This is a genomic window from Limnohabitans sp. TS-CS-82 (genome assembly GCF_002943475.1).
In genome coordinates, this window is sequence record NZ_PTQX01000002.1 from 186,838 (window position 1) to 211,723 (window position 24,886).

At 55.2% G+C, this 24,886-nt stretch carries 25 protein-coding genes; 12 read left to right on the forward strand and 13 right to left on the reverse strand.

What is annotated here, in order from left to right; translation table 11 throughout:
• The first annotated feature begins 52 nt into the window (after nucleotides 1–52).
• Entirely contained in the window at nucleotides 53–1,522 is a 1,470-nt protein-coding gene (locus tag C5F52_RS30185) for an efflux RND transporter periplasmic adaptor subunit (protein ID WP_236657743.1), read from the forward strand.
• 20 nt (nucleotides 1,523–1,542) lie between these two features.
• Entirely contained in the window at nucleotides 1,543–4,644 is a 3,102-nt protein-coding gene (locus C5F52_RS05385; protein ID WP_104797319.1) for an efflux RND transporter permease subunit, read from the forward strand.
• Here the strand turns inward: C5F52_RS05385 and glp are convergent, their stop codons facing one another.
• Genes glp through moaA form a run of 3 tightly spaced genes read right to left on the reverse strand, consistent with a single transcriptional unit; the run spans nucleotide 4,645 to nucleotide 7,768 of the window.
• On the reverse strand, nucleotides 4,645–5,928 hold the full coding sequence (glp, locus tag C5F52_RS05390; RefSeq protein ID WP_104797320.1) for a gephyrin-like molybdotransferase Glp: 1,284 nt from the start codon (nucleotides 5,926–5,928) through the stop codon (nucleotides 4,645–4,647).
• A complete protein-coding gene (gene mobA / locus C5F52_RS05395) occupies nucleotides 5,925–6,563 on the reverse strand; it encodes a molybdenum cofactor guanylyltransferase MobA (RefSeq protein WP_104797321.1) in 639 nt (212 codons plus the stop codon). The genes glp and mobA overlap by 4 nt, the downstream gene beginning before the upstream one ends.
• A gap of 29 nt (nucleotides 6,564–6,592) precedes the next feature.
• Nucleotides 6,593–7,768 (reverse strand): GTP 3',8-cyclase MoaA, encoded by a 1,176-nt coding sequence (gene moaA / locus C5F52_RS05400; protein WP_104797322.1) that lies wholly within the window; start codon nucleotides 7,766–7,768, stop codon nucleotides 6,593–6,595.
• A gap of 109 nt (nucleotides 7,769–7,877) precedes the next feature.
• Here moaA and C5F52_RS05405 point away from each other — a divergent pair, with 109 nt between their 5' ends.
• Nucleotides 7,878–8,021 carry a DUF3149 domain-containing protein gene (locus C5F52_RS05405; protein ID WP_104797323.1) on the forward strand — a complete coding sequence of 48 codons (144 nt, stop codon included), beginning with the start codon at nucleotides 7,878–7,880 and terminating at the stop codon, nucleotides 8,019–8,021.
• A gap of 94 nt (nucleotides 8,022–8,115) precedes the next feature.
• The gene (ppa, locus tag C5F52_RS05410) at nucleotides 8,116–8,643 is read left to right on the forward strand and encodes an inorganic diphosphatase (RefSeq protein WP_104797324.1); all 528 of its coding nucleotides are present in this window, start codon (nucleotides 8,116–8,118) and stop codon (nucleotides 8,641–8,643) included.
• Nucleotides 8,644–8,698: 55 nt separating this feature from the next.
• Here the strand turns inward: ppa and C5F52_RS05415 are convergent, their stop codons facing one another.
• Nucleotides 8,699–9,874, reverse strand: coding sequence for a GNAT family N-acetyltransferase (locus C5F52_RS05415; protein WP_104797325.1), 1,176 nt, complete (start codon nucleotides 9,872–9,874; stop codon nucleotides 8,699–8,701).
• Nucleotides 9,875–9,918: 44 nt separating this feature from the next.
• Here C5F52_RS05415 and C5F52_RS05420 point away from each other — a divergent pair, with 44 nt between their 5' ends.
• Together C5F52_RS05420 and C5F52_RS05425 are read left to right on the forward strand one after the other, a co-directional pair.
• Complete coding sequence (locus tag C5F52_RS05420) at nucleotides 9,919–11,595, forward strand: NAD+ synthase (RefSeq protein WP_104797814.1); 1,677 nt, start codon at nucleotides 9,919–9,921, stop codon at nucleotides 11,593–11,595.
• Nucleotides 11,596–11,632: 37 nt separating this feature from the next.
• Nucleotides 11,633–11,971, forward strand: coding sequence for a P-II family nitrogen regulator (locus C5F52_RS05425; protein WP_104797326.1), 339 nt, complete (start codon nucleotides 11,633–11,635; stop codon nucleotides 11,969–11,971).
• Nucleotides 11,972–12,040: 69 nt separating this feature from the next.
• Here C5F52_RS05425 and C5F52_RS05430 read toward each other — a convergent pair whose 3' ends face one another.
• From C5F52_RS05430 to C5F52_RS05455, 6 genes are read right to left on the reverse strand one after another with little or no spacing between them, the layout of a single operon-like run.
• A complete protein-coding gene (locus C5F52_RS05430) occupies nucleotides 12,041–12,628 on the reverse strand; it encodes a TIGR00730 family Rossman fold protein (protein WP_104797815.1) in 588 nt (195 codons plus the stop codon).
• 8 nt (nucleotides 12,629–12,636) lie between these two features.
• A complete protein-coding gene (locus C5F52_RS05435; protein ID WP_104797327.1) occupies nucleotides 12,637–13,017 on the reverse strand; it encodes a diacylglycerol kinase in 381 nt (126 codons plus the stop codon).
• Between the two features lie 16 nt (nucleotides 13,018–13,033).
• The gene (locus C5F52_RS05440; RefSeq protein ID WP_104797328.1) at nucleotides 13,034–13,543 is read right to left on the reverse strand and encodes an RDD family protein; all 510 of its coding nucleotides are present in this window, start codon (nucleotides 13,541–13,543) and stop codon (nucleotides 13,034–13,036) included.
• Nucleotides 13,540–14,199 (reverse strand): DUF3106 domain-containing protein, encoded by a 660-nt coding sequence (locus tag C5F52_RS05445; protein WP_104797329.1) that lies wholly within the window; start codon nucleotides 14,197–14,199, stop codon nucleotides 13,540–13,542. Before C5F52_RS05445 ends, C5F52_RS05440 begins: the two co-directional genes overlap by 4 nt.
• A 6-nt stretch (nucleotides 14,200–14,205) precedes the next feature.
• A complete protein-coding gene (locus C5F52_RS05450; protein WP_104797330.1) occupies nucleotides 14,206–14,646 on the reverse strand; it encodes a DUF3619 family protein in 441 nt (146 codons plus the stop codon).
• Entirely contained in the window at nucleotides 14,643–15,209 is a 567-nt protein-coding gene (locus tag C5F52_RS05455) for an RNA polymerase sigma factor (protein ID WP_104797331.1), read from the reverse strand. The genes C5F52_RS05450 and C5F52_RS05455 overlap by 4 nt, the downstream gene beginning before the upstream one ends.
• A 262-nt stretch (nucleotides 15,210–15,471) precedes the next feature.
• On the opposite strand from C5F52_RS05455, the gene C5F52_RS05460 reads away from it, so the two are divergent.
• From C5F52_RS05460 to C5F52_RS05485, 6 genes are all read left to right on the forward strand, one after another.
• Nucleotides 15,472–17,244, forward strand: coding sequence for an acetolactate synthase 3 catalytic subunit (locus tag C5F52_RS05460; RefSeq protein ID WP_104797332.1), 1,773 nt, complete (start codon nucleotides 15,472–15,474; stop codon nucleotides 17,242–17,244).
• A 17-nt stretch (nucleotides 17,245–17,261) separates the two neighbouring features.
• The gene (ilvN, locus tag C5F52_RS05465; protein ID WP_104797333.1) at nucleotides 17,262–17,753 is read left to right on the forward strand and encodes an acetolactate synthase small subunit; all 492 of its coding nucleotides are present in this window, start codon (nucleotides 17,262–17,264) and stop codon (nucleotides 17,751–17,753) included.
• Between the two features lie 37 nt (nucleotides 17,754–17,790).
• Nucleotides 17,791–18,807, forward strand: coding sequence for a ketol-acid reductoisomerase (ilvC, locus tag C5F52_RS05470; RefSeq protein WP_104797334.1), 1,017 nt, complete (start codon nucleotides 17,791–17,793; stop codon nucleotides 18,805–18,807).
• 106 nt (nucleotides 18,808–18,913) lie between these two features.
• Nucleotides 18,914–19,717, forward strand: coding sequence for a CDP-diacylglycerol--serine O-phosphatidyltransferase (pssA, locus tag C5F52_RS05475; protein WP_104797335.1), 804 nt, complete (start codon nucleotides 18,914–18,916; stop codon nucleotides 19,715–19,717).
• Between the two features lie 207 nt (nucleotides 19,718–19,924).
• Nucleotides 19,925–21,463 carry a 2-isopropylmalate synthase gene (locus tag C5F52_RS05480; RefSeq protein ID WP_104797336.1) on the forward strand — a complete coding sequence of 513 codons (1,539 nt, stop codon included), beginning with the start codon at nucleotides 19,925–19,927 and terminating at the stop codon, nucleotides 21,461–21,463.
• 120 nt (nucleotides 21,464–21,583) lie between these two features.
• Nucleotides 21,584–22,555, forward strand: a complete 972-nt coding sequence (locus tag C5F52_RS05485) for a D-alanyl-D-alanine carboxypeptidase family protein (protein ID WP_369951897.1) — start codon at nucleotides 21,584–21,586, stop codon at nucleotides 22,553–22,555.
• A gap of 47 nt (nucleotides 22,556–22,602) precedes the next feature.
• Here C5F52_RS05485 and C5F52_RS05490 read toward each other — a convergent pair whose 3' ends face one another.
• The 3 genes from C5F52_RS05490 to aat are packed head-to-tail and all read right to left on the reverse strand — an operon-like array spanning nucleotide 22,603 to nucleotide 24,881.
• Entirely contained in the window at nucleotides 22,603–23,382 is a 780-nt protein-coding gene (locus C5F52_RS05490) for an IclR family transcriptional regulator (RefSeq protein ID WP_104797337.1), read from the reverse strand.
• Between the two features lie 12 nt (nucleotides 23,383–23,394).
• A complete protein-coding gene (locus tag C5F52_RS05495) occupies nucleotides 23,395–24,138 on the reverse strand; it encodes an arginyltransferase (protein ID WP_104797338.1) in 744 nt (247 codons plus the stop codon).
• Nucleotides 24,135–24,881: a leucyl/phenylalanyl-tRNA--protein transferase gene (gene aat / locus C5F52_RS05500; RefSeq protein WP_104797339.1), complete on the reverse strand. Its 747-nt coding sequence runs from the start codon at nucleotides 24,879–24,881 to the stop codon at nucleotides 24,135–24,137. Before aat ends, C5F52_RS05495 begins: the two co-directional genes overlap by 4 nt.
• Between the last annotated feature and the right edge of the window lie 5 nt (nucleotides 24,882–24,886).

Sequence of the window (24,886 nt, forward strand, 5' to 3'; positions counted from 1 at the left end):
TCGCTGGTACATTGCACGATTGGTTTAAATACGACTTAAAAGAATCTCACTCATGGCCTCCAAAAAGATGTATTCCGTTGTGGCAGTCGTTGGCATTGGGGTGGCCTCGACCATGGCTTGGTGGTTGCAAGCACCCAAGTCCGACGCTGGCGCTGCGATGGGCGTGCGTCCCAGTGGCGTTGAAATCACCCAAGTCAAAAAACAAACCCTGCGTGACGATGCCGAGGCTGTGGGTACTTTGCGTTCATCACAAAACGTGATGCTGCGCCCCGAAGTGGCGGGCCGTGTGCTGTCGCTGGGTTTTGCCGATGGCGCGCGTGTGCGCGCTGGCCAAGTACTGGTGCAAATGGATGACACCTTGCAACGCGCGGAGGTACAGCAGTCGCTGGCTCAGATGTCGATTGCCAAGGCCAACTACAAACGCAACCAAGAACTGGTGGCGCAAAACTTCATTGCCCAGCGCTCACTCGACGAAAGCGCAGCGGCCTTGCAAGTGTCAGAAGCGCAACTGGGTTTGTCCTGCGCACGCTTGGATCGCATGCGTTTGATTGCGCCGTTCAATGGCGTGGTCGGCATCCGCAATGTGAACGTGGGTGATTACGTCAAAGACGGCGCAGATTTAATCAACCTTGAAAACATTGGCAGCCTGTATGTGGACTACCGCTTACCCGAACGCTACCAAACCAAGGTGATGCCAGGCCAAACGATTGAGGTCAAACTCGATGCGTTCAGCGGCCGACTGTTCAAAGCCAAGGTCGAAGCGGTGGACCCTTTGATTGACGCGAATGGCCGCTCCATCGGCGTGCGTGCGGTGTTGGCCAATACGGCGGGTGAGCCCATCGCTGCTGCGGGTGGCAAAGGCCCAGCGGCACAGGCGTCCAGCGCGCCCGTTGCCTCGGCTTCAACCCCTGCCGTCGCTGCCAAACCGGCGGCATCTGCACCCGTGGTTGCCTCTGGAGCGATGCGTGGTGTTGCTTTGCCTTCGCCTCAGAGCTTGGGTTGTCCCAGCAATGCGTTTGATCGCACACGCATAAATGCCGGTGGTGAGCAAAACGGCCCCTTGCGCCCGGGCATGTTTGCGCGTGTGACAGCTGTGTTTGCTGTGCGGCCCAACGCCTTGATCGTGCCGGAAGAGGCCATCGTGCCGCAAGGCGGTAAACAGTTTGTCATCAAAGCTGTGGCTCCTTCTGAGTTGCCTGCACCTGCTGCTAGCGCTGCGAGTGCTGCGGCAAGTGCACCTGTTTTGCCGCCCGATACCAAACTGGTGTCTCAGCGCGTAGAAGTGAAATTGGGTCTGCGCCGTGGTGGCCAAGTGGAGATCACCGAGGGCTTGGCTGAAGGCGACACCATCGTGGTCGCCGGTCAGCAGCGTTTGCAAAAAGACGGCTCTCCCTTGCGTGTGGTGGAGTTGGGTCGTGGTCCAGCCAACCCGGCATCAGCGCCTGCCTCTGCATCAGGTGCAGCTTCTGGTGCATCGGGGGCTGATGCCGCCAGTGCCGCCTCTCAAGCCGCCAGCCGCTAATCCGAACGCAAAGAGCTCACATGCAATTGCCTGAGATATCCATTCGCCGCCCGGTGTTCGCCACTGTGCTGTCGCTGCTCATCGTGCTGGTAGGCGTTGTGTCGTTCACCCGCTTGAACGTGCGCGAGTACCCCAAGATCGACAACCCCGTGGTGACGGTGGAGACCAAATACACCGGCGCGTCCAGCGCGGTGGTGGAGTCGCAAGTGACCAAGGTGTTGGAGGATTCGCTTTCTGGCATCGAGGGGGTGGACGTCATTACCTCCATCAGCCGCCAAGAGCAAAGTCAAATCACCATCAACTTTGTGTTGTCGCGTGATGCCGATTCAGCCGCCGCCGACGTGCGTGACAAAGTCAGCCGCGTGCGCCAACGTCTGCCGCAAGGCATTGACGAGCCGGTGATTGCCAAGGTCGAGGCTGATGCCTTCCCCGTCATTTGGTTGTCATTCAGCGCTGACACCTTGAACGTGTTGCAGCTCACCGACTACGCCAACCGCATTGCCAAGCCCATGCTGCAAACCGCGCCGGGTGCGTCGGATGTGCGTGTGTACGGCGAGCGCAAATACGCCATGCGCATTTGGTTGGACCCAGACCGCTTGGCTGCTTACAAGCTCACCACGCAAGATGTGGAAGATGCCCTGCGCCGCTCCAACGTGGAAGTGCCTGCTGGCCGCATTGAAAGTAAGCTGCGCGAATTCAACGTCAGCACCTCCACCGATTTACGTACGCCACAAGAGTTCAATGCGGTGGTCATCAAGTCAGTCAATGGCATTCAGGTGCGCATTGGTGATGTCGCTCGTGTCGAACAAGGCCCACAAGCCGAACGCACAGCCACGCGCCTGAACGGCAAAGAAGCCATCACCTTAGGCGTGATTCGTAACGCCACAGCCAACCCGCTGGACTTGAGTGCCGCCGTGCGCAACATGATCCCGAAGATCCAAGACAACTTGCCGCCAGGCGTTGCGATTGAAGTCGCCAACGACAACTCGGTGTTCATTGACCGCTCCATCAAAGCGGTGTACCAAACCATTGTGGAAGCCGCCATTCTGGTGGCCTTGGTGATTTTTCTGTTCTTGCGCACCTTGCGTGCGTCCATCATTCCGCTGGTCACCATCCCCGTGTGTTTGATCGGTACGTTTGCATTGATGGCCATGTTTGGCTTCACCGTGAACACACTCACCATGCTGGCGCTTGTGTTGGCGATTGGTTTGGTGGTGGACGACGCCATCGTGGTGCTAGAGAACATTTATCGGCACATTGAAGAAGGCATGTCGCCATTCCATGCGGCCATCAAAGGCGCCAAAGAAGTGGGCTTTGCGGTAGTGGCCATGACCATGACCTTGGCCGCGGTTTACGCGCCATTGGCGTTCACGCCGGGACGCACGGGCAAGTTGTTCACCGAGTTTGCGCTGGCCTTGGCCGGCTCGGTGGTGGTGTCTGGCTTTGTGGCCTTGACGCTCACACCCATGATGTGTTCCATCATGCTCAAGCACAACCACAACCCTAGCTGGTTTGACCGCACGATGGAGCATCAGTTGCAACGCATGTCCAATGCGTATGGACGTTTGCTGAAGTGGACGCTGTCACCCGGCGTGTTTTTTGGGCGTGCAATGTCGCGCCGTTGGTTGGTGGTGGGTGTGATGGTGCTGGCCGGTATAGGCACATGGACCTTGCTCAAAACCACCAAGAGTGAATTGGCCCCCATGGAAGACCGTGGCGTGATCTTGACTGTCATCAACGGACCCGATGGCGCGACGATGGACTACACCACGCGCTACACCATGGCCCTTGAAAAAATGGCCGACAAATACACCGAGTTCGACCGCATCTTCACCGTGGTGGGTAACCCTACGGTGGCGCAAGGCAACGTGTTTTACCGCGCCAAACCTTGGGAAGATCGCAAGAAAACCACACTGGAAATTGCACGCGACATGACACCCGCTGTGGCTGGTTTGCCTGGTGTGACGGCGTTCCCCATCACACCACCTTCGCTGGGCCAGCCGTTTCGCGAGCGTCCTTTGAACTTCGTGATCTTGACGTCGGACAGTTACCAAAACCTCGCGCAAGTGGTGCGCAGTTTCCAAGAAGAAATTGCCAAGAACCCAGGCATCGTCAGCGTCGACACCGACCTGCGTTTGAATAAACCCGAAATCAGCATGGAAGTGGATCGCGAGCGCGCCGCTGACATGGGTGTGCCGGTGGACCAAATTGCCCGCGCGGTGGAAACCATGATGGGTGGCCGACAAGTCACGCGTTACAAGCGCGAGGGCGACCAATACGACGTGATTGTGCAAACCGCGCCCACAGGCCGTGACACGCCTGACGACATCGAACGCGTGTTTGTTCGCGGCAAAGGCGAGGCCATGATTCCGCTGTCCGCTTTGGTGAAGATCAAAGAGGTGGTGGTGCCGCGTGAGCTGAACCACTTCAGCCAGCGCCGCAGTGCATCCATCAGTGCCAACTTGGCACCGACGTACTCCTTGGGTGAGGCGATCACTTTCATGAATGCCACGGCGCAAAAGGTGCTCAAGCCCGGTTACTCCACCGACCTCAACGGCACCTCGCGTGAGTTCGTCAAATCATCGGGCTCGTTAGTGATTGTGTTTGTGCTGGCCTTGCTGTTCATCTTCTTGGTGTTGGCTGCGCAGTTTGAAAGCTTTGTGGACCCACTGGTCATCATGCTGTCGGTGCCGCTGTCGATGGTGGGCGCTTTGTTGGCGCTGCAGTTCAGTGGCGGCACGCTCAATGTGTTCAGCCAAATTGGATTGATCACCTTGGTGGGCCTCATCACCAAACACGGCATTTTGATTGTGGAATTTGCCAATCAGTTGCGTGAAGAAGGCATGGAGTTGTTCGCCGCTGTCACGCAGTCAGCCACTTTGCGCTTGCGCCCGATTTTGATGACCACAGGTGCGATGGTGTTGGGTGCAATTCCGTTGGCCCTGGCCAGTGGCGCAGGTGCTGAAAGCCGCAAGCAAATTGGTTGGGTGATTGTGGGTGGCATGAGCTTGGGCACCTTGCTCACCATCTTTGTGGTGCCCACCATGTACACCTTGTTGGCGCGCAACAAGGTGCCGGGCGCCATCACCATCCGCCATGAAGATGAGGACGTGGGTGCGTAATTAAATAGCGCCCTCAAACATCAACACATCTACTTCGTCGCCCACCGCGACATTGCCTTGCGCGTGATGCAGCACGATGAGGCCATTGCCTTGCACCATCGAGCTCAGCACGCCTGAGCCTTGGTTGCCAGTGGTGCGCACTTGTAGCGTGCCGTCGGGTGCGTTGCTGACAAACCCACGTTGATATTCGGTGCGGCCCGCTTTTTTACGCAGGGGCTCTAAGCATTTGGCGCGCAACAGTGGTGCAGCTTGTGCGGTGCTGCCCATCATGCGCAAGAGTGCAGGGCGCACAAAGGCCAGAAAGGTCACCATCACGGCCACTGGGTTGCCGGGCAGGCCAAACAACACCGACTTGCCAATGCGGCCCACGGCCATGGGGCGGCCTGGGCGCATCGCGATTTTCCAAAATGCCACGTCACCCAATTTTTTCATCATGGCTTTGGTGAAGTCGGCTTCGCCCACGCTCACGCCACCACTGGTGATGATGGCGTCGGCTGTCTGTGCGGCTTTGGCAAATGCAGCTTCTAACAGAGCAGGGTCGTCACGCACCACACCCATGTCAATCATTTCGCATCCCAAGCGTGTGAGCAGGCCAAACACGGTGTAACGGTTGCTGTCGTAAACAGCGCCTTCGCGAGGCGCTTCGCCCAAGCTCAGTACTTCGTCGCCGGTGGAGAAATACGCCACACGCAAACGGCGGTGCACGCGCACGTCGGGGAGACCAAGGCTCGCGATCAGCCCTAAGGCAGCTGGCGTGAGGTGTTGGCCCGCCTTCAAAGCAGGCTCACCTTGCATCAGGTCTTCGCCTAGCAGGCGGCGGTTGTCGCCTGCTTTCAAGATGTTGGGAGGGATAGTGACGTTGGTCACATCGTGCGCGTTGTCGATGTGGCAGAACTCTTGCGGCACCACGGTGTCTAAGCCATCGGGCAGGATGGCGCCCGTCATGATCTTTAGGCATTCGCCGGCGTTGACCTTGCCTTGCCAAGCTTTGCCCGCCAGTGCGGTGCCCACCACGCGCAGGGTGAGGAGCTGAGCGGCTTGTAGCTGAGCTGCATCAAACGCAAAGCCATCCATGGCCGAGTTGTTGTGCGCAGGCACGCTGATGGGCGAGATGACGTCTTGCGCCAGCACGCGTCCCAGTGCATCAAACAAATACACGTCTTGAGACTCGTCTGCTGACACGGGCTGTGCGAGTTCATGCAAGAACGCGTTGACTTGGTCCACGCTCAAGGCTTGTGGGTCGTAGCCTTGCAGGGCGGCAGCGATGTCGTCGATGCTTTTCATGGGGCAGCGTTTTCTAGGGCTTGCAGTTCGTTCAAGGTGTTGACGTTGGCAAAGGCCAAGGGGTCATCGCCCTGCGCGTCAAAGGGAACCACCACTGTTTTATGTTGCGCGGTCCACGCGTCAATCTTGCGACCGCCGCCATGGATGAATTTGACCAAGCTTTCAGACAGCTCAATCTTTATCAAGCAGAACACGGGTTGTGTGCGAATGTGGGTTTGGCCGTGTTCATCCGTTTCGGGGGCTGCGGCCATGGCGATGTCGGCGTCTTCGCGCACCAAGGCTTGGGTTAAGCGCTCGGCCAAGTCCAGCGGCAGGCGAGGGGTGTCGCAGGGCACGGTCAGCACATAGGGTGTTTCGGCGCGTTCAAGACCTACCAGAAAGCCCGACAGTGGTCCGGCAAAGTCTGCGGAGGCATCGGGCCAGACAGAGGACCCAAATGACTCGTAGGCCGAGAGGTTGCGGTTGGCGTTGACCATCACGCTTTCGACTTGGGGCCCAAGACGCATGAGGGTGTGCAAGGCCAAGGGAATGCCGTTGAAGTTTTGCAAGCCTTTGTCCACGCCGCCCATGCGACTGCCTCGGCCTCCTGCCAAGATGAGGCCGGTGATGTCTTGGGGAGCGATGGTGTGTGTCATGTGGGATGGGGGAATTGGAAAGGTTGGGCTTAGCCGCCGATGTAGCTCATCTCTACGCGGCGTGCAGTCGATGAACCGTTGGAGGCGCTGTCCGCAGGCATGGAAGCACGCAGCTCGGAATAGCGGTCGTCACGCTTGTGCCAAATGTGGCCGATGGCCGAGGCAAGATCTGCATCTGTGGCGTCTGCTCCGCGCATGAGGCTGCGCAAGTCGTAGCCCTGCGTGGCAAACAAGCACAGGTAGAGCTTGCCTTCGGTGGAGAGTCGGGCGCGGTTGCAGTCGCGGCAAAACGCTTGGGTGACGCTGCTGATCACACCCACTTCGCCTAAGGCTGGATCGAACACGCCAGCCGCATTGGTATAACCCCAGCGTTGTGCGGTTTCACCGGAAGCGCTGGCCTCTAAAGGCACGAGTGGGAATTCTTGTTGGATGTGTTGAATGACATCGGCAGAGGGCAGCACATCGTCCATGCACCAGCCATTGGTCGCACCCACATCCATGTATTCGATGAAGCGCAGCGTGATGCCGCTGCCTCGGAAGTGGCGGGCCATCGGCAAGATTTGGTCGACGTTGGTGCGGCGCTTGACCACCATGTTGACTTTGAGCCCGGTCAACTGGCCGTTGGCGTCTAGCCCCAAGCCCGCGTCTTTGGCCGCAGCAATGCCGTCGAGCACATCGGACACGGGAAAGTCCACATCGTTCATGGCACGGAACACAGCATCGTCCAAGCCGTCAAGGCTGACCGTCACGCGGTTCAAGCCTGCGTCTTTGAGTGACTTCGCTTTGCGGGCCAAGAGCGATCCGTTGGTGGTGAGGGTCAGGTCTAGTGGCGCGCCATCAGGCGTGGGGATATTGGCCAACTGGTCCACCAAGATTTCGAGGTTCTTGCGCAGTAGCGGCTCGCCGCCAGTCAGGCGAATTTTGCGCACGCCGTGGGCTACAAACACTTTGGCTAATCGCGTGATTTCTTCGAAGTTCAGCAATTCGCTGTGCGGCAGGTAGGCGTAGTCTTTGTTGAACACCTCTTTGGGCATGCAGTAGTTGCAGCGAAAGTTGCAGCGGTCGGTCACGCTGATGCGCAAGTCGTGCAGGGGGCGGCCCAAGCTGTCACTGAGCAAACCGTCGGTTGCAATGGGTTGCAGGGGGACAGTGGCCGCTAAGGCGAGGAGCCGTTGATCGACCAAGGGGATAACGCGTTCAGACATACCCTTGATTTTGCCTGAGCCACGAATCCCCTAAGCCTTGATGTAGATCAGTGTGACAAGCGCTGAGACGGTGCAAAGTAGGGGCATTGCAATTGATAGGAGTAACCCCATGAAAGCTTGGATTGACCTTTTTTCGACCGACTACGGCTTGATGAGCGTGGCTGTGATTGTTTTTATCTTGGCCATGGCTGTGTACTTTTTGCGCGTTTTCCTAGGGTTGATGGACGAAACAGGCAAAAGTACCCACGAATAAAGGTTTCGCAGGCAACGCAGAGACGCAAGCCCCGTGAAAGTAAAATCGGGGTTAATCCTCTGAGTTTCTTTTTTAACTTTTATAACAAGACACCATGTCCCTGAATAAAGTCACCCCCGGTAGCAAAGTTCCTGAAGCCTTCAACGTGATCATCGAAATCCCGATGAACTCGGATCCAGTGAAGTACGAAGTCGACAAAGAGTCTGGCGCTCTGTTCGTGGATCGCTTCATGGGTACGGCCATGCATTACCCCACCAACTACGGCTATGTGCCACAAACCATCGCTGGCGACGGCGACCCTGTGGACGTGTTGGTGATGACACCTTTCCCATTGCCACCTGGCGTGGTGGTGCCTTGCCGTGCCTTGGGCATCTTGTTGATGGAAGACGAAGGCGGCGTGGACGGCAAAGTGTTGGCTGTGCCTACCGAGAAAATCTTGGCCCGTTACAGCAACATCAAGTCTTTAGACGATATCCATGAGTTGCAGTTGCAACAAATTGCCCACTTCTTTGAACACTACAAAGACCTCGAAAAAGGCAAGTGGGTCAAGGTTAAGGGCTGGGAAGGCATTGAGTCTGCCCACAAAGAAATCTTGGACGGTATGGCCAACTACAAGAAGTAATTCTTCTTTGTGTCCATCGAAAGCCCGCTTTTGCGGGCTTTTTTACGTTCCCGCTTTACTGAGGCTCGTGACGTTTGAAGGGGCTGCGCTCTGCCAAGTGGTCGAGGTAGTTGTCGACCCCCGCCGTCTCGCGTTCAAGAAATCGCTCCACCGCATCGGCAAACGCAGGGTGTGCGAGCCAATGCGCGCTGTAGGTAGGCACGGGCATGAGGGCGCGGGCCATTTTGTGTTCGCCTTGGGCGCCGCCTTCAAAGCGTTGCACGCCATTTGTGATGCACCAGTTGAGTGGTTGGTAGTAGCAGGCTTCAAAGTGCAGGCAGTCCACGCGTTCTAGTGCGCCCCAGTAGCGGCCGTAGGCGACAGCGGTTGGCTTGCCTAGGTCTTGCACTGCGACCAGGCTGCTGGCGATGGGGTGGCCTTCGCGCTCGGCTACAAACAGTACCCAGTTGTGAGGCATGTCGTGTTGCATGTGCTCAAAGAAAGCACGGCTCAGGTAGGGCGCATTGCCGTGTTCGAGGTAGGTGCGTTCGTAACATTGGTAAAAAAAGCCCCAGTCTTCGCTGCCGATAGCCGCGCCCACCGAGGTGCGAAACGTCACGCCAGCATCAGCAACGCGGCGGCGCTCTTGTTTGATTTTTTTGCGTTTCTCTTGGGACAGGCTCGCTAAGAAGGCATCGAAGCTTTCAAAGCGTTGGCCTTGTAGATCGACGTTGTGCCAATGGAATTGCACGGTTTGGCGTTGCATCAAGCCAAGGGCGTCACAGGCATTGCGGTCGTCGGGGCTGGTGAAGAGGAGGTGCAATGAAGATAGCTCGTGCTGTTGGGCTACATCCAGCATGGCTTTGAGCAAGGCTTGACGGGCTTTGTCATCGGTTGCCAGCAAGCGTGAGCCCGGCACAGGCGTGAAGGGCACAGCACAGGTGGCTTTTGGGAAGTAGCTCAGGCCATGGTCGGCATAGGCGTTGGCCCATGCCCAATCAAACACGTATTCGCCGTAAGAGTGACCTTTGATGTAGAGCGCGCCTGCGGCAGCCAAGGCCTCGCCCAGCCAAAGCGTGACAAATTGCGGCGTCCAGCCGGTGTCTGGTGTGGCACTGCCGCTGGTGTGCAAGGCCGCGAGGTAGGCGTGCCGCATGAAGGGCGAGGGCGCGTCTTGTTGTGCCAGTAAAGCATCCCACGCTTGAGCGGGGATATCTAGCGGGTTTGCGTGGACGCGAATGACATAATCCATTTTGTTTTTAGACCTGTTTTACTTTGGACGATGTGCCTGCTGCCATGACTCTCAAAATTTGTGTTGCTCAATTGAATTTCGTGGTGGGCGACATGGCGGGTAACGCCCAGAAAATCATAGATTGCGCCACGGCAGCTTATCAAGACGGCGCACGTTTGGTGCTGACGCCGGAGCTGTCTTTGTGCGGCTATGCGGCTGAAGATTTATTCCTCCGCCCCTCATTCATTCAAGCTTGCGATGATGCCCTGAAAACGGTGTCCGCCGCTCTGAGCGGGTTAAAGGGCTTGCATGTGGTGGTAGGTCATCCATCGGGTGGTGACGAGCGCACGCGCTCGGTGTCGGTGCAACGCCGCTTCAACATGGCGAGCGTGGTGTGTGAGGGCCAAGTGGTGGTCGCTTACGCCAAACGCGAGCTACCCAACTACCAAGTGTTTGACGAGCGCCGCTATTTCGTAGCCGGCGACAAGCCTTGTGTGTTTGAGGTCGCTGGCATAAAAGTGGGTTTACTGATTTGTGAAGATGCTTGGTTTGATGTGCCCGCTGCAGACGCCAAAGCGGCGGGTGCTGAGCTGTTGGCTGTGATCAACGCGTCGCCATTTCATGTGGGCAAGGGGGACGAGCGCGAGCAAGCCATGAGACGCCGTGTGCAAGCCACATGCTTGCCTTTGATTTATGCGCATTTGGTGGGTGGCCAAGACGAGGTTGTGTTTGAAGGGCGTTCGTTTGCGTTCAACGCCGATGGCGCGTTGGCTGGGCGTGCGCCTAGCTTTGACGTGGCAACGTTCACGGTCGATGTGGTGCGAGGCAAATCAGGGTCGCATGGTGGTCTGCATTTGTCGGCGCCTGTAGCTGAAGACGGCTCACTCGAAGCCGACTTGTGGCATGCCTTGGTGCTGGGTGTGCGTGACTACATCGGCAAAAACGGGTTCCCTGGTGCTTTGTTGGGTCTGTCTGGCGGTATCGACTCGGCCTTGGTGTTGGCTATTGCGGTGGATGCCCTGGGCGCTGACAAAGTGCGTACCGTGATGATGCCGTCGCCGTACACCGCTGAAATTAGTTGGGTTGATGCCCGCGACATGGCCAAGCGCTTGGGTGTGCGCTATGACGAGGTGTCCATCGTGCCGGAGTTTGAGGCTTTCTTGGGTTCGCTCAAAGCCGACTTTGAAGGCACGCAGCTCGATACCACCGAAGAGAACATTCAAGCCCGCATTCGCGGCACGTTGCTGATGGCCTTGTCCAACAAGTTTGGTTCCATCGTGCTGACCACGGGCAACAAGAGCGAAATGGCCACTGGCTACTGCACGCTTTACGGAGATATGGCCGGTGGCTTTGCCGTCATCAAAGACGTGGCCAAGACCTTGGTGTTCAAGCTGGCGCGCTGGCGCAATGCCCACGACCCATACGGTACGGGTACCGAGCCCATCCCTGAGCGCATCATCACACGCCCGCCCAGTGCCGAGTTGCGTCCAGACCAAACCGACCAAGACAGCTTGCCACCGTATGAAGTGCTGGATGACATCGTGTCGCGCTTCATGGAGAACGACCAAAGCTCGGAGGACATCATCGCCGCAGGCTTTGCGCGTGTCGATGTGGAGAAGGTGACTCGACTGATCCGTATCAACGAATACAAACGCCGCCAATCGCCTGTGGGGATTCGCGTGACCCACCGCAGTTTTGGCAAGGATTGGCGTTATCCTATAACCAATAAGTTTCGCGCCTGACCATAGGCCTTTTCATTGAACCCCAAGGACTCGAACCATGAAGCAAATCACAGCCGTTATCAAACCATTCAAACTCGAAGAAGTGCGCGAAGCATTGGCCGAGTGTGGTGTGACGGGTTTGACCGTGACCGAGGTCAAGGGCTTTGGTCGTCAAAAGGGTCACACCGAGCTGTACCGTGGCGCTGAGTACGTGGTGGATTTTTTGCCCAAAGTGAAAATTGAAGTCACCGTGAAAGCTGCAGACGTGGACAACTGCGTGGACGCCATCGTGCGCGCAGCACGCACAGGCAAGATTGGTGACGGCAAAATCTTCATCACGCCTGTGGAGCGTGTGGTGCGCATTCGCACAGGTGAGTTGGACGAAACCGCTATTTGATTCCGATTCGTCGCTCGCAAATGCAAAAGCCGCAGCCTGTGAAGGTCTGCGGCTTTTTTCTTGATCGGGTTACAGGCCTGCTAGTTTAGGTTCAGGTGAAAAGCCTGCGGCTTGTACCAGCTCTTGTAGCAATGCTGTTGGCTCTGTGCCACTGCGAATCAAGTCCATTTGCCAATCGTTCAAAAAGCCTTGGGCGACGCTGTTTTGCGCAAACTGCAGCAAGCCGTCGTAATAGCCTTGGGTGTTGAGCAAGCCAATGGGCTTGTCGTGGTAGCCCAGCTGGCGCCAGGTCCACACTTCAAAAAATTCTTCAAAGGTGCCAATGCCGCCGGGCAGGGCCAAGAACACATCGGCGCGTTCGGCCATCATGTGTTTGCGCTCGTGCATGGTGTCCACCACATGCAGCTCGGTGCAGGCTGTGCGCGTGTTTTCTTTGGTTTGCAAGGCTTTGGGAATGATGCCTACCACGCGTCCGCCCGCATCGGCTGTGGCCTGGGCTACCAACCCCATCAAGCCGTTGTTGCCACCGCCGTATACCAATTGACCGTTGTGTTGGCCAATCCACGTGCCTACTTGGCGTGCCACATCGGCGTATTCGGGCTGGATGCCATTGCGTGAACCGCAGTAGACGCACACAGAAAACGCAGGCGTATTCATGGGTTCTTTCAAGCGGAAAAGTTAGCGTGGATGGCGGCCGCCCAAACAGCGATGCATAGCAACAAGCTCAATAGCACGGCTGCGCTGCCTGTGTCTTTGGCACGTTTAGCCAGTTCATGCCATTCAGGGCCAATGCGGTCAATGGCAGATTCGATGCCGGTGTTGAGTAGTTCAACCACCATGACCAGCACAACTGTGCCGGCCAGCAGTGCTGTTTCTTGCCAAGTTTTACCCACATAAAAAGATAAAGGTACCAAGACGAAGGCGCCGATGGCTTCTTGGCGAAATGCTTTTTCGTACCAAGCAGCTTTCAGGCCGCTGAGCGAGTAGCCAAAGGCATACCAAACGCGATTGAGGCCAGTTCTGTTTTTTTGTGGATTTGCACTCATGCGATGAACTCTAACGTTAGGCCTTGGGTTTGGCTGATGCAATAGGCGGTGCCGTGACCAAGCGCGTACCGGCAAAAACGTCGTGCCAAAACTGGCGCTGCGGGTGAAAGCGGCTAAGCAAGGCCCACACAGCCACCCAGCCGACAAACAACACGGTCTTCTCTGCGCCAGTCAGTGCGTAAGGGGCCAAGATGGCGAGAGGGGGGATGAACCAAATCCAACTCAAGGCGTAGCGTGCAAAGGCACGTTTTTGGGTGAGGGCTTCGCCTTGGGTGTCAACCACACGGATATGCCAAGTTTTCATGGCCAAAGTTTGGCCTTTGTGGCCAAACCAGGTGAAGTAAATGCCGACGACCAAAAATAAAAAGGCTTGCAGTCCATGGCGGTTGTCTAGCGCATGGCGTGACTGGCTGAGGGTGCTGAACAAATAGCCCGAAATGAACAGCACACCAAACAAAAGCAGCCCCTCATAGAGCCAACAAGCCATACGACGCAGCAGGCTAGGGGCTGTCAAATCCAACGTCATTGGGGTGTTGTGGTGCTTTCAGTCGTTGCGCTGGCAGGCGCTGAACTGGTGATGGGCGTGGGCAGCAGCGTAGCTGGTGCGGCTTGGTCAGTTGCGATACGTGGCAGGGCTTTGTTGGCACTTGCTGCAGGCGGTGAGGTTAACTTCGCAGGTGACATAGGTTTAACCGCAGGTGCCGCGCCCTTGACGGGTTGGGTGGGTTGCTGTGCGGCCAACTTTTGCTTAGCTTCTGGTGAGAGGGCTTGATACGCTTCCCACTTGGCTTTCTTATCGTCTTGCAGCAGCTGCTTGGCATCGGCGTAATTCAAACGTGCCGCTGTGCGTTGTTGTGGGCTAAGTGCCGCCCATTCACGCATACGGCCTTGCACGGTCGATTGTTCGTCGGTCGTGAGTTGTCCAAAGTTTTGTGAGATCGCCAGCCATTTGCGCTTGTGTGGCTCAGTCATGGTGGGCCACAGTTGAGACAAGGGAGCTAGTGCTTGTTGTTGCGACTCGGTCAAGTCCATCCACAAAGGGCGGCCAGGCAGACTGGGGGGGGGGGTGGTAGCTACGGCTGAAAATGTTTGTGCGCAGACCCGTCCGCTAACAAGCAACACAGCACCGCTCAACAAAAGTTGGACGGCGAGTGCGGCACTGAGCGAACGCTTGAATGTCATGGGTGTTTATTCTTTCGATTCGCTGGCTGTGATGGGGTTCTTCAAGAACTGAAGAAAGCCCGGATCAGCGTAGGCAGCTGGGGGGAGGTCGTCCACGAGCAAGGCCGAATCAATTTCGGCCAATTCGTTGGCACGGTCATCGTCCATGATGTTTTGGATCAGCGCCAAGCCTGCGATCAAAGCAATCAGTGGCAGCAAGGAGGCCAAACGGCTCCAAATGTTCAAGCCTTCATCGCCGCCAAAATTCAATAGAGCTGCACCATTTTGGTGAGCCACGGCCGTGCTGGTTTGCAGGCGTGTTTGGGGTTTCAGGCGTGCGGCAACGGCACGGGTGCGTGCGGCGCGCAGGCGCTCGGAGATGTCGTGCGGCAGTTCAAGGCTGGCGGAATTCAGGCGAGCAGCAATGCGCAAGCCAAATTCATCTTGGGTATTTGCGGTATGTGTCATGGTTGAATTCCTTTTTCTTTGAGCGCTTTGCTGAGTGCCAGTACAGCCCGAGAGCAATGTGTTTTGACGCTTCCTTCAGAGCAACCCATAGCAGCAGCTGTCTCTGAAACATCAAGATCCTCCCAATAACGCAGCAGGAAGGCTTCTCGTTGACGCGCTGGCAAATTTTGTATTTCTTCTTCGATCTCGTGGACGTTGGCGATGCTGGCGAAGTTGTCTTCGGCGCTTTGCGTGGTTTGGCTGTCGTTATCGACAGCCAAGGCCTCTAACAGGTCAAATTCGCCGTCATCTTTGTCAGAATCGAAGTCACTGAAATTGCTGAACAGCGCTTTGCGTGTTTTGTTACGCCTGAACCAGTCAAGCGTGGTGTTAGACAGAATGCGATGAAAAAGCATGGGTAGCTCTTCGGCAGGCTTGTCGCCATAGTGCTCGGCGAGCTTCATCATGCTGTCTTGCACGATGTCTAGGGCCGCTTCTTCATCGCGAACGTGATAGACCGAGCGCTTGAAGGCTCGCTTCTCAACGCTTTTTAGGAAGTCTGACAGTTCTTGTTCGGTGGCCACTGACGAATGGGTTCAAGTTTGAATCGGGCGCGATTATGGCACCCGCCAAGGCTTTTTGCGTGCTTAAGACTGAATCTGGCTCAGGAAGGTGCCATAATCTCGGGCTGCAATTCGACAAAAAAGGCAAACGGGTCTGGGTCCGGCGCGAACCATGCGTCTATGGCTGAAGGTCCAAAGTTTCGATGCTGCCCCACAAGGGTTCGCCAAGAAGCACCCAAGGTTTTTCGTTGACGAAATTCACTCAGGTTAAAAGGTACAAAAAATGGATAACTCAAAGTCGGAATCGCATTCCGCAGCCGCCACTGGCGGTCAAGCACAAGAATTGATGGGCGCCGAGATTCTCGTCAAGGCCCTGCAAGCTGAAAACGTCAAACACATCTGGGGCTATCCCGGCGGTTCAGTTCTCTACATCTACGACGCGCTGTACAACCAAAACACGATTCAGCACGTGTTGGTTCGTCACGAGCAAGCGGCGGTTCATGCAGCTGATGGCTATGCCCGCGCCACAGGTGATGTGGGTGTGGCCCTCGTGACTTCAGGGCCAGGTGCTACCAACGCGGTGACCGGCATTGCGACGGCCTACATGGACAGCATTCCCATGGTGATCATCACCGGTCAAGTGCCCACGCACGCGATCGGTTTGGATGCCTTCCAAGAGTGCGACACCATTGGCATCACGCGCCCCATCGTCAAACACAATTTCTTGGTCAAAGACGTTCGCGACTTGGCCTTGACGCTGAAAAAAGCGTTCCACATCGCTCGCAGCGGCCGTCCTGGTCCTGTGGTGGTGGACATTCCAAAAGACGTGTCTTTCAAGAAGACCACGTACGAAGGCTATCCAGCTGAAGTACAAATGCGCTCCTACAACCCTGTGCGCAAAGGCCACGGCGGTCAAATTCGCAAGGCGTTGCAGTTGCTGATGGCGGCTAAGCGCCCTTACATCTATACCGGTGGCGGTGTATTGCTGGGCAACGCTTCGCAAGAGTTGCGCACCTTGGTCGACATGCTGGGTTACCCCGTGACCAACACCTTGATGGGTCTCGGCGCTTACCCTGCAAGCGAGCCGAAGTTCCTGGGTATGTTGGGCATGCACGGCACGATGGAAGCCAACAACGCCATGCAAAACTGCGATGTGTTGCTGGCTGTTGGCGCTCGTTTCGATGACCGCGTGATTGGCAACCCCAAACACTTTGCGCAAAACGAACGCAAGATCATCCACATCGACATTGATCCTTCCAGCATCTCCAAGCGTGTGAAGGTCGACATCCCAATCGTTGGCGATGTGAAAGACGTGTTGGTCGAGATGATCGACATGATCAAAGAATCTGGCTTGAAGCCCGACGCGGCCGCATTGGCTGGCTGGTGGGAAACCATCGAAGCTTGGCGTAAGCGCGATTGTTTGAAATACGACCGTGAAAACACCACAGTCATCAAGCCGCAGTACGTCATTGAGACGCTGCACAACATGACCAAAGGCACAGACACTTACATCACGTCTGACGTGGGTCAGCACCAAATGTGGGCTGCCCAGTACTACGGGTTTGACGAGCCGCGCCGCTGGATCAACTCAGGCGGCTTGGGTACCATGGGCGTGGGTATTCCTTACGCCATGGGCATCAAACTGGCCAAGCCCGACAGCGAAGTGTTTTGCGTGACAGGCGAGGGCTCGGTGCAAATGTGTATCCAAGAACTCTCGACTTGCTTCCAGTACAACACGCCCATCAAGGTGTTGGCACTCAACAACCGATACCTCGGGATGGTGCGCCAGTGGCAAGAAATCGAATACGAAGGCCGCTACAGCAGCAGCTACATGGACGCGATTCCTGACTTCGTGAAATTGGCGGAAGCCTATGGTCACGTGGGCATGCTGATTGAACGTCCTGAGGACGTCGAGCCAGCTTTGCGCGAAGCTCGCCGTCTGAAAGACCGCACGGTGTTCATCGACTTCCGTACCGACCCCACCGAGAACGTGTTCCCGATGGTCAAGGCCGGTAAGGGCATCACCGAAATGCTGCTTGGCAGCGAAGACCTGTGAACGGGAAGGATGACACCATGAAACACATCATTTCCCTGATGCTTGAAAACGAACCCGGCGCTTTGTCGCGCGTGGTGGGTTTGTTTTCTGCCCGTGGCTACAACATTGAATCTCTGACCGTGGCGCCTACCGAAGACGCCAGCTTGTCACGCATGACCATTCAAACACATGGTTCGGACGAGGTGATTGAACAAATCACCAAGCACTTGAACCGTTTGATTGAAGTGGTCAAAGTGGTCGACCTAACCGAGGGCGCTTACACCGAACGCGAGCTGATGCTTGTGAAGGTGCGTGCCGTTGGCAAAGAGCGTGAAGAGATGAAACGCATGGCCGATATCTTCCGTGGCCGCATCATCGATGTGACTGAGAAGAGCTACACCATTGAGTTGACGGGCGACCTGTCTAAGAACGATGCGTTCTTGGAAGCGATTGACCGCAGCGCAATTCTCGAAACCGTTCGCACGGGCGCATGTGGCATTGGCCGCGGCGAACGTATCTTGCGCGTTTAAATTTCAACCCTTTCAAAGTATTTTTTAGGAGAACCCCGTGAAAGTTTTTTACGACAAAGATTGTGATCTGTCCCTGATCAAAGGCAAAACTGTGGCCATCATCGGCTACGGCTCACAAGGCCATGCTCATGCCCAAAACTTGAACGACAGCGGCGTCAAGGTCGTGGTTGGTCTGCGTAAGGGTGGCGCATCTTGGGACAAAGTCGGCAAAGCTGGCTTGACAGTCATGGAAGTGAACGACGCAGTGAAAGCTGCTGACGTGGTCATGATCTTGTTGCCTGACGAAATGATCGCCGAGGTGTATAACAACAATGTGGCTCCGCACATCAAGCAAGGCGCTTCGTTGGCATTTGCTCACGGTTTCAATGTGCACTACAACCAAGTCGTGCCACGCGCCGACTTGGACGTGTGGATGGTGGCGCCAAAGGCCCCAGGTCACACCGTGCGTAACACCTACACCCAAGGTGGCGGCGTGCCTCACCTCGTCGCTGTGCATCAAGACAAGAGCGGCAAAGCCCGCGACTTGGCTTTGAGCTATGCCATGGCCAATGGTGGCGGCAAGGCCGGCATCATCGAAACCAACTTCAAAGAAGAAACTGAAACCGACTTGTTCGGCGAGCAAGCCGTTCTGTGCGGTGGTGCGGTTGAGCTGATCAAGATGGGTTACGAGACTCTGGTGGAAGCCGGTTACGCCCCTGAAATGGCTTACTTTGAGTGTTTGCACGAGTTGAAGCTGATCGTTGATTTGATCTATGAAGGCGGCATCGCCAACATGAACTACTCGATTTCGAACAACGCCGAATACGGCGAGTACGTGACCGGTCCTGAAGTGATCAACGCACAAAGCCGTGAAGCCATGCGTAACGCTTTGAAGCGCATTCAAGACGGCGAATACGCCAAGATGTTCATCCAGGAAGGTCGTTTGAACTACCCAAGCATGACCGCACGTCGTCGCAACACTGCTGATCACCAGATCGAAGTGGTGGGTGGCCAATTGCGCGCCATGATGCCTTGGATTGCGAAGAACAAGCTGGTTGACCAAACCCGCAATTAAGCTTTTGTGGATTGCATCGACAAAGGCCACTTCGGTGGCCTTTGTCATTTTTGTGCCTGATTGACGCTACGCTTACACTCTAGGTCTAATTTTCGGAGCTAAACGAATGACAGAACAACCAGATCAAATAGAAGAGTTTGTGCCACGCAAGCCTAGCAAGGGCGTTTATGTTTTGCCCAATCTGTTTACCTTGGCCGCATTGTTTGGCGGTTTTTACGCCATCGTGATGGCGATGAATGGCAACTACGAGTTGGCAGCGATTGGCGTGTTTTGCGCCCTGGTGCTCGACAGTCTAGATGGGCGTGTGGCGCGTATGACCAACACGCAAAGTGCGTTTGGCGAGCAAATGGATTCTTTGGCCGATATGGTGTCGTTTGGTGCTGCGCCTGCCTTGATCTCGTATGAATGGGCACTCAAAGGTTTGGGCCGTTGGGGCTGGGTGGCTGCATTCGTCTACATCTCTTGTGCTGCACTGCGCTTGGCGCGTTTCAATGTGAATACGGCGGTGGTGGATAAACGCTTCTTTCAAGGCTTGCCTTCGCCTGCCGCTGCGGCATTGGTGATGGGTTTTATGTGGCTGATGACCGAGATGGGTGTTTCTGGTCCTGAGGTGGCTTGGCCCATGTTTGCATGGTGTTTGTATTCCGGTTTGACGATGGTCACCAACGTGCCGTTTTACAGCTTCAAAGATGTGCAGATGAAGCAAAGCGTTCCGTTTGTCGTGATTGTGTTGTTGGCCTTGACCATCGCTGTCATCACCATTCATCCACCGATTGTGTTGTTTGCTTTGTTCATGTTCTACGGTTTGAGCGGTTATGCCTTGTACGCATGGCGCCGTGCCAAAGGCATGCAAACCAGCCTCATCAGCACCTCCACCGATGAGCCCGATGAAGCCGGCTTGCACAAATGAGACACCCTGCGCCGCAAAGGGTTTGGCTTTGTGCTAAATTCTGTGCATGAAAAATTTTTTGCTGGTTCTACTGCTTCCATCCCCAAACGGGCGGAGTTGGTAGCGCACGCGCAAACCCCACAAGGCCCGTATGCACTCGCAGCGGGCCTTTTGCTTTGGGGCTAAACCAAACGTTGCAAGTTTTTTAGGAATCCAGGAGTCCTGACCATGACCGATAAGCTCATCATTTTTGACACCACTTTGCGTGACGGCGAACAGTCGCCCGGCGCCTCAATGACGCGCGATGAGAAACTGCGCATTGCCCGTCAGCTCGAGCGATTGAAGGTCGACGTGATTGAGGCTGGTTTTGCTGCCAGCTCGAACGGTGACTTCGAGGCAGTGCAAGGCATTGCCAACGCCATCAAAGACTCCACCATTTGTTCGTTGTCTCGTGCGAATGATCGCGATATCAGCCGTGCGGCTGAGGCGCTCAAAGGCGCAAACAGTGCGCGCATCCACACCTTCATCGCAACGTCACCGCTGCACATGGAGAAGAAGTTGCGCATGTCGCCTGAGCAAGTGCTCGAGCAAGCTAAGCAGTCGGTGCGCTTTGCCCGTAACTTGGTGGGTGACATTGAGTTCAGCGCGGAAGACGGCTATCGCAGCGAAATGGATTTCTTGTGCCGTGTCGTTGAGGCCGTGATTGCTGAAGGTGCCACTACCATCAACATTCCAGACACCGTGGGTTACGCCATTCCAGAACTCTACGGCAACTTCATCAAAACTTTGCGCGAGCGTGTGCCTAACTCTGACAAAGCCATTTGGTCCGTGCACTGCCACAACGACTTGGGCATGGCGGTGGCCAACTCCTTGGCGGGCGTGAAGATTGGCGGCGCACGTCAGGTCGAGTGCACGATCAACGGTTTGGGCGAACGTGCCGGTAACTGCTCGTTGGAAGAGGTGGTCATGGCTATCAAGACCCGTCGCGATTACTTTGACCTCGCCATGAATATCGATGCCAAACAAATCTTGGCAGCAAGTCGAATGGTCAGCCAGACCACTGGTTTTGTGGTTCAGCCAAACAAGGCGGTAGTGGGGGCGAATGCCTTTGCTCATGCGTCTGGCATTCACCAAGATGGCGTGCTCAAAGCTCGTGACACCTACGAGATCATGCGTGCAGAAGATGTGGGCTGGAGCGCCAACAAGATCGTCTTGGGCAAGCTCAGTGGCCGCAACGCTTTCAAGCAGCGCTTGGAAGACTTGGGTGTGCAGATGGAAAGCGAGGCTGACATCAATACAGCCTTTGCCAAGTTCAAAGAGTTGGCAGATCGCAAGAGCGAAATCTTTGATGAAGACATCTTGGCTTTGGTGAGCGAAGAGTCGGTGACCAGTGCCAGCGAGCAGTTTGCCTTTGTTTCTTTGTCGCAACACAGCGAAACCGGCGAGCGTCCACATGCGAGCGTGGTGTTCACTGTGGCAGGCAAAGAAGTGAAGGGCGATTCAGACGGCAACGGCCCGGTGGACGCTTCACTCAAAGCGATTGAGTCACATGTGAAGAGTGGCGCTGAAATGGTGCTGTATTCGGTCAATGCCATCAGCGGCTCGACAGAGAGCCAAGGCGAAGTGACGGTGCGTTTGCAAAACAGCGGTCGCGTCGTCAATGGCGTGGGCTCTGATCCTGACATCGTGGTGGCTTCAGCGAAAGCTTATTTGAGCGCCTTGAACAAGCTGCAAAGCAAATCAGACCGAGTGGCTGCACAAGGTTAAATTACAAAAAACGATATACCGTATCAATTTTGTCAAATAAGTCACGCAAGTCCTTGATCTTGCGTGACTTTTCTTGTTAGACTCGAGGCAATTGTGTTTTTCAAGCTTAAGGAACGCCACTTGAAACGACTGCTGATTGTTACCTCGCTTGGTTTGCTGACTTCTTTGTGCACCATGCACGCCCAAGCCGCGACAAACCAGAAAAAGCCAACTGTCCAAAAAACAAAGCCATCCGTGGTGAAAACGCATGTGCGTCACGCCAAAGCGTTTAAGGCAGCACCCGCAGTTCCATCATTTGGTCAAAAAGCAGGCTTGCATGCCACCAGCGATATGTTGGATTTGAAGTCCAGCGTAGCTTATGTGATTGATCAAGATACACACGAAGTACTGCTCAGCAAAAACGACCAAGCCGTTTTGCCAATTGCCTCAATCACCAAGTTGATGACAGGGTTGATCATCAGCGAAGCCAAATTACCAATGGACGAATCCATCACCATCACGCAAGATGATGTGGATACCGAAAAGGGCAGCAGCTCACGTTTGCGCGTGGGGGCAACCTTGACCCGTGGTGAGTTGCTCCACTTGGCTTTGATGGCCAGTGAGAATCGTGCAGCCCATGCCTTGGGCCGTACCTATCCAGGCGGCATGCCCACATTTGTTGGTTTGATGAACGCCAAAGCTGCTCAATTGGGGATGCGTGACACTCGTTATGTGGAGCCGACAGGGCTTTCAAGTCAAAACCAATCCAGCGCTAAAGACCTGGCCACTTTGGTCGGCAATGCTTACCACGACATCACTGTTCGTGAGCTGTCGACCTCACCAAGTCACAAGGTGGAAGTTGGGAACCGCACGTTGCAGTACAACACCACCAACCGGTTAGTCAAAAACCCAAACTGGGACATTGGCCTGCAAAAAACAGGTTATATCTCTGAAGCAGGTCAATGCTTGGTGATGCAAGCCAAGGTTTCTGGCCGTAAGCTGATCATGGTGTTCTTGGACTCTGCAGGTAAATTAAGCCGTATTGCAGATGCTGAGCGTGTGCGCAAGTGGGTTGAAACGAACCATAGCGCTACTGGTCGCCCGCAAACTTAAAGAGTTTTAGCTTGTTCAAAAGCCAGCATCTATGCTGGCTTTTTTGTTTACGCTTGGTTTTCTTTGTAGCCTAGTGCGTGTGAGATGGCTTGCGTAGTCGCTTGAAGCTTAGGAAGCCATTCCTCATCAAGTCGATCTGCTGGTGCAGAAATGGATAAACCTGCAACAAGCTTGCCTTGGTCGTCATAGATGCCAGACGCCATGCATCGCACCCCTAGCTCTAGCTCTTCGTTGTCTCGCGCGACACCATATTGACGCGCTTTGGATAGTTCACGTTCCAAGGCTGGCAATTGGGTCAAGCTATTGCGCGTTTGGCCACTCAGGCCTGTGCGTGTGGCGTAGGCGCGAACGCGCTGAGGGTCGTCCATGGCCAAAAACAGCTTGCCGACTGAGGTGAGATGCAGAGGTGCTCGTCCGCCGATCGCTCGCACCACTTGCATGCCCGATCGTTCACTGAAAGCTCGCTCAACGTACACGATTTCGTCGCCTTGGCGAACACTGAGGTTGACGGGCTGCTGGATGAGCTTGTGGAGTTCACGCATGGGCTGGAAAGCCACATCGCGCACGTTTAAGCGACCTTTCACAAGATTGCCCAGCTCAAGCAGACGCATGCCGAGGCGATAGCTGCCCGCTTCGGGGCGATCAACAAATCGGCCCACTGCCAAGTCGTTCAAGATGCGATGGGTGGTGGAGGGGTGAAGACCTGTTCGTTCGCTGATTTCTTTCAGTGAAATGGCTTCTTCGCGCGAGGCGAGTACGTCAATGAGCGTGAACATGCGCTCAATGACTTGAATGTTGGGCGTGGTGGGCACAGTGGTTTTACGCATGATCCAATTTTATCATGTGAAATTAAAGTTCAACCATTCATCATTTACTAAGCGCTGGTGGGGTTTGAAGTCGGCTTTGTATTTCATTTTGGGACTGTCTTGAATCCAGTAACCCAAATAGGCATAAGGCATATTCAGGTGCTTGGCTTGTTCAATTTGCCACATCACGTTGTAAGTGCCGTAACTGGTGTTGGGCTCGGGTTCATAGAAGGTGTAAACAGCAGATAAGCCATCACTGAGAACATCCACAATCGAGACCATTTTTAAAACACCTCTTTCTCCGTTGGGGAGGGGTTCTCGAAACTCGATGAGCCTTGTATTGACGCGACTTTGCAGCAAAAACTGTGTGTATTGTTCGGTGCTGTCCTCATCCATGCCTCCACCGGTATGGCGCAAGGTTTGGTAGCGCAAATACATGGCGTAATGTTCTGGATCAAAACCCAGTTTCAGAATGCGAACTTGCAGTTGTTTGTGTTTTGTCCAAGCGCGGCGCTGGCTGCGTGTGGGTGTGTAGGCTTGTGTGTCAACCCGCAAAGGCATACAAGCTTGGCAGTTGTCGCAGTAAGGCCGATAGGTAAATGAACCACTTCGGCGAAATCCCTCTTTGACTAAGTCTGCGTAAACGTCATCGTTGATCAAGTGACTGGGTGTTGCGACTTGTGAGCGCGCTGTTTTTCCCGACAAGTAGCTGCAAGGGTAGGGCGCCGTGGCATAAAACTGCACGGTTTGAAAAGGTAACTCGTTCTGGTTTGTCAAAGCGAGGCTTTCTGCGTTAGCAAGAGCGTCCAGTGTGCGGCCTCAAACGTCCATGCCCTGTTTACTTGTTTGGGCGCTTCTCGCACGAGACCTAAAAAATCTGATCGTGGCATTTCTTTCGCGCCCAAAGACGCTAAATGCTTGGTATTTTGTTGGCAGTCTATCCAAGTTAAACCTTGAGCGCGAGCAAAAGCTACCAGTGCCGCCAAGGCTATTTTCGAGGCATCCGTTTGGTGCGCAAACATAGATTCGCCAAATAGTGTGTTTCCAATCGATACGCAATACAAGCCGCCCACAAGCTCGCCATTGATCCAAGTTTCTATGCTGTGTGCAAATCCGGCTTGGTGCAAAGCGATGTAGGCGTCAATCATTTCTTCAACAATCCAAGTGCCTGGTTGCCCCTGGCGCGGTGTCTGTGCGCAATGGCGAATTACATCCGCGAATGCGGTGTCAATGCGGATTTGGCACACGGGATTGGCGATGAAGCTGCGTAAGGTTTTGCGTAGTGAGCGGTGAAGCTTGAATTCTTCGGTCTGCAGCACCATTCGTGGGTCTGGTGACCACCACAAAACGGGTTGTCCTTCGCTGAACCAAGGAAACATCCCTTGCTGATAAGCCTCGCACAAACGCGTGACGGATAGGCCGCCAGCTGCTGCGACCAATCCAGCCAATGAGCTGCCTTTTTTTTGTGCAGTTTCTGGCGGTGGCAATGGCGCGTTGACTTCTAGCCAAGGGATATTCATTGCTG

Excerpts from the sequence above, each read along its gene's own strand:
- mobA (WP_104797321.1), bottom strand. The coding sequence starts at position 6,563 with ATGACACACACCATCGCTCCCCAAGACATCACCGGCCTCATCTTGGCA.
- glp (WP_104797320.1), bottom strand. The coding sequence starts at position 5,928 with ATGAAAAGCATCGACGACATCGCTGCCGCCCTGCAAGGCTACGACCCA.
- moaA (WP_104797322.1), bottom strand. The coding sequence starts at position 7,768 with ATGTCTGAACGCGTTATCCCCTTGGTCGATCAACGGCTCCTCGCCTTA.
- aat (WP_104797339.1), bottom strand. The coding sequence starts at position 24,881 with ATGAATATCCCTTGGCTAGAAGTCAACGCGCCATTGCCACCGCCAGAA.
- C5F52_RS05425 (WP_104797326.1), top strand. The coding sequence starts at position 11,633 with ATGAAGCAAATCACAGCCGTTATCAAACCATTCAAACTCGAAGAAGTG.
- C5F52_RS05415 (WP_104797325.1), bottom strand. The coding sequence starts at position 9,874 with ATGGATTATGTCATTCGCGTCCACGCAAACCCGCTAGATATCCCCGCT.
- C5F52_RS05490 (WP_104797337.1), bottom strand. The coding sequence starts at position 23,382 with ATGCGTAAAACCACTGTGCCCACCACGCCCAACATTCAAGTCATTGAG.
- ilvN (WP_104797333.1), top strand. The coding sequence starts at position 17,262 with ATGAAACACATCATTTCCCTGATGCTTGAAAACGAACCCGGCGCTTTG.
- C5F52_RS05435 (WP_104797327.1), bottom strand. The coding sequence starts at position 13,017 with ATGAGTGCAAATCCACAAAAAAACAGAACTGGCCTCAATCGCGTTTGG.
- C5F52_RS05440 (WP_104797328.1), bottom strand. The coding sequence starts at position 13,543 with ATGACGTTGGATTTGACAGCCCCTAGCCTGCTGCGTCGTATGGCTTGT.
- C5F52_RS05480 (WP_104797336.1), top strand. The coding sequence starts at position 19,925 with ATGACCGATAAGCTCATCATTTTTGACACCACTTTGCGTGACGGCGAA.
- ppa (WP_104797324.1), top strand. The coding sequence starts at position 8,116 with ATGTCCCTGAATAAAGTCACCCCCGGTAGCAAAGTTCCTGAAGCCTTC.
- C5F52_RS05405 (WP_104797323.1), top strand. The coding sequence starts at position 7,878 with ATGAAAGCTTGGATTGACCTTTTTTCGACCGACTACGGCTTGATGAGC.
- C5F52_RS05445 (WP_104797329.1), bottom strand. The coding sequence starts at position 14,199 with ATGACATTCAAGCGTTCGCTCAGTGCCGCACTCGCCGTCCAACTTTTG.
- C5F52_RS30185 (WP_236657743.1), top strand. The coding sequence starts at position 53 with ATGGCCTCCAAAAAGATGTATTCCGTTGTGGCAGTCGTTGGCATTGGG.
- C5F52_RS05460 (WP_104797332.1), top strand. The coding sequence starts at position 15,472 with ATGGATAACTCAAAGTCGGAATCGCATTCCGCAGCCGCCACTGGCGGT.
- C5F52_RS05450 (WP_104797330.1), bottom strand. The coding sequence starts at position 14,646 with ATGACACATACCGCAAATACCCAAGATGAATTTGGCTTGCGCATTGCT.
- C5F52_RS05420 (WP_104797814.1), top strand. The coding sequence starts at position 9,919 with ATGACTCTCAAAATTTGTGTTGCTCAATTGAATTTCGTGGTGGGCGAC.
- pssA (WP_104797335.1), top strand. The coding sequence starts at position 18,914 with ATGACAGAACAACCAGATCAAATAGAAGAGTTTGTGCCACGCAAGCCT.
- C5F52_RS05385 (WP_104797319.1), top strand. The coding sequence starts at position 1,543 with ATGCAATTGCCTGAGATATCCATTCGCCGCCCGGTGTTCGCCACTGTG.
- C5F52_RS05430 (WP_104797815.1), bottom strand. The coding sequence starts at position 12,628 with ATGAATACGCCTGCGTTTTCTGTGTGCGTCTACTGCGGTTCACGCAAT.